At 62.9% G+C, this 3,247-nt stretch carries 2 protein-coding genes; one reads left to right on the top strand and one right to left on the bottom strand.

Features of this window, described 5'->3' with window-relative positions:
- Positions 1 to 537: 537 nt before the first annotated feature.
- On the bottom strand, positions 538 to 1,968 hold the full coding sequence (locus tag AC5JJ6_RS05630) for an 8'-apo-carotenoid 13,14-cleaving dioxygenase (RefSeq protein ID WP_496041099.1): 1,431 nt from the start codon (positions 1,966 to 1,968) through the stop codon (positions 538 to 540).
- Between the two features lie 543 nt (positions 1,969 to 2,511).
- Here AC5JJ6_RS05630 and AC5JJ6_RS05625 point away from each other — a divergent pair.
- Positions 2,512 to 3,090: a peroxidase-related enzyme gene (locus AC5JJ6_RS05625; protein ID WP_496041098.1), complete on the top strand. Its 579-nt coding sequence runs from the start codon at positions 2,512 to 2,514 to the stop codon at positions 3,088 to 3,090.
- Positions 3,091 to 3,247 lie beyond the last annotated feature (157 nt).

The following is a 3,247-nucleotide window of genomic DNA, read 5'->3' as shown; positions in this document are numbered from 1 at the left end:
CGATGCCCGTGCTGCCAACGACTCACTCAGCGCCGCATTATATGACACAGTAGTATTAGCTTCCCTACCTCTTTGGCTGGGCGGCCGAAGATGGCTGCAATCTTGGACGCCTCCTCGATCCCCTCGGCGTCCAACTCCCGCCCGATGGCCATCCGCAGCCGGATCATCCTTAGCCGTTCGGCATCCCGAGCCCGACGCTCCTCGACTGATGTTTTGAATTTCGCGGAGAACGGTGACGACTGGGGGTCATCAGGAAGCAAACTCATGCTGTGCAACGGGACTATCGTGCTGAATACCGTCCACCGCCACGACAAGCCACACCCGTCGAACCTCAAGCAGCAGGTCGAGCTATGGGGCTACGCTGACGCATGGGACGACGTTTGGAAGGTGTCATGCCGTCCCGCTGTCGCCGGAGCGGCAGCCAAATCCCGACAGCGCTTTCGGTGCCGTGCACGCGCGACCGGACAGGCGATCGGTGCAACGAGCCGCACCAAAGTCTTCCGACGTAGAATGAGTTTGATTCGCATGGGTGCGTAGCTATGGAGTTGGGAACCAGTTTCCGTGGAATCCCGATGGTACCCTATGCGACAGCCGGACCGTGGCAACCGGCGCCGCTTCGAAGGATCGCGCATCTAGGATCGCAAGATCGGTGGTTTCGTCCGCCGTGTTGATGACGAAGCCGACGAGCCAGCCTTCGTCCTCCTCCGCGCCAGCGGTCGCCGGCACGAACACGAATTCGCCGGGCAGGTGGCCGTCGCCGAACTCGTGCACGAGGCGACAACCGGTCTTCAGATCATGCTTGTAGAGCTTCGTGGCGCCGGTGAGCTGCGGGTTACCGTCAGGCGGGACGGAGACCGTGTAGACATAGCGATAGCTCTGGCCGAAGCGGCGTTCGTCGATGCGGGGAAATTCCTGCGGCGTGGCGTCGATCACCCGCCGGCCGACGCAATGCGCCTGTGGGTCCACCGTCCAGCGCTCGAACCGGCCCAGCGCGTCCAAGCCGCTTGCGCCTGAGGTGAACATCGTGGGGTACGCAATGACGTCGAGGGCCACCCGGCCGTCTTCGGTATCGAAGGCGTTGGCGACGTGGAAGACGAAGCACGGCTCTACATCGCACCAAATGATGTCAGCCGCATCTCCATGCCGCGGCAGGAGGCCCACGCGGGCGCGATGGGCCGGGTTCCAGCGGAAGGGAAACAGATGACCGCCAAGCACGGCGCGCATCGAAAAAGTGACGGGCAGATCGAGAACGATGGCAAACCGTGCGGTGAAGGCGCAATCGTGGATGCAGGGACCTTGCTTGACTGCGATCGGCACGTCGCGGACTACTTTGCCACCTGCCGAGACTACGACGTTGCGGACGGTGTCCCAGATGCTGCCGTCATAAGCGATCGCGTGGTGCTCACCAGTGAGCGGATCCAGGTGAGGATGCCCCGTGAACGAGCCCTCGAGCGTCCCGTCGAACGGGTTGTAGCACTGCTCCTCCAGGTTCTCGGACAACTCGACGGGGAAGCTGCCTGCTTCCACCAGGGCAAAGGTGCGGCCGCCAATGCCGACCACGTTGGTGTTCACAGTATCGTTGCGCCCATGTCGCGGGCCGGGCGCGGCAGTCCTGCCGAGCGCTGCGGCTGCCGTGCGTGAACGGATCCAGCGATTGCGATACCACAAAGCCCTGCCGTCCCGAATAGCGATGCCGTGTACCATGCCGTCGCCCAGGAACCAGTGATGCCCCGCCGAATTGGGAGTGACCGGGTTCGCGCCAATCTTGAGATATCGGCCGCTAAGCCCCGCTGGCATCGACCCGGTGACGGCGAGGTCCAAGAGCGTCAGTTCCGAATGCATTGGCGCGTGGATGCCGACCACGTAGGGGGTTTGAGTTTGCGGCAGTCGCTTCCGGTTCCAAGCTGCGATCAATTCGACCGCACCCTGGGCGACGGCGCGAACGGCCGACTGAACAGGATTCGGCATGGCTCGCGGTCTCCAGCATCATCGCTCTTGAGCTTGAATGCTAACAGCCGGTCCAGGTTTTGTCGTATGTCATCCGGAGATTGGCCCCATCGCGCCCTTGTGCGCGGCCGGGCCGTGTTGCAGCAACCGGCAGGACCGGTGCAGGAGCGGCATTGCCAAGTTGTTGAAGCAGTGGCCGCGCTGAAATGAACGGCAAGACAGCTGGTGCTCTTACGTTACGGTTTTGGCGCATATTTCCTCACGCCAGACCCGGAAGCCCATGTCGCCGGCGCGTTGATGCTACGAAACGGTGATCAGGTGCCGCCGCAGGCGGACAAGGGCTGGAGGAAGCCTGGGCGCGGTTCGGGCGGCCCGGGATCTTCGATACCAATCAGGGCAGCCAGTTCACCTCGCCGCGCTCACCGCCGATATTACCTTGGCCGATGCCATCCCGATGGCCAGTCGGATGATCGTCGGCGGTGTGCGCAGCCGGCTTGTCGTGCCGATCAACCCGGACGCCGGCTGAGCTCCGCCCACCTCACAGTTCTAGACGAGAGCAACACCATGTCCGCACAAACGCAATTCCCTATCAGCCGCTTTCCCGTGCCGACGCTGGAGGAGATGCCGGTGGACATCCGTGAGCGGCTGCTCGCAGTGCAGGAGAAGGCCGGCTTCATCCCTAACGTCTTTCTCGTGCTGGCGCACCGGCCCGACGAGTTTCGAGCCTTCATGGCCTACCACGACGCCCTGATGGATAAGCCTGGTGCCCTCACCAAGGCCGAGCGCGAGATGATCGTGGTGGCGACGAGCAATGCGAACCAGTGCCAGTACTGCGTCGTCGCGCATGGCGCGATCCTCCGGATCCGGGCGAAGAACCCCCTGATCGCCGACCAGGTCGCCATCAACTACCGCAAAGCGGACATCACGCCACGGCAGAAAGCGATGCTGAACTTCGCGATGAAGGTCGCCTTCGAGGCCTATGCGGTGGGCGACGACGACCTCGCCACCCTCGCGGAGCACGGCTTCGATAAGGAGGACACCTGGGATATTGCGGCCGTCGCCGCCTTCTTCGGCATGTCGAACCGTATGGCGAATGTCACCAGCATGCGGCCCAACAATGAGTTCTACACGATGGGCAGATAGGACGAGGCTGCACCGCCACTTGATCACGTAAGTGCGTCGACGAGCCATTGGAGACCGGCTCTGCATTTTGAGCCGGTGCTTGGCCAGCAGAGTCCGCTCAGGGTCGAGGCCGTGGGAAAACGTGTTCGCGGTCAGATGCTCAAGGGCGAGCCTGGCT

It is taken from the genome of Skermanella sp. (genome assembly GCF_059503625.1).
Note: the sequence above shows the minus strand (reverse complement) of the source record. Positions and strands in the feature narration are given on the sequence as shown.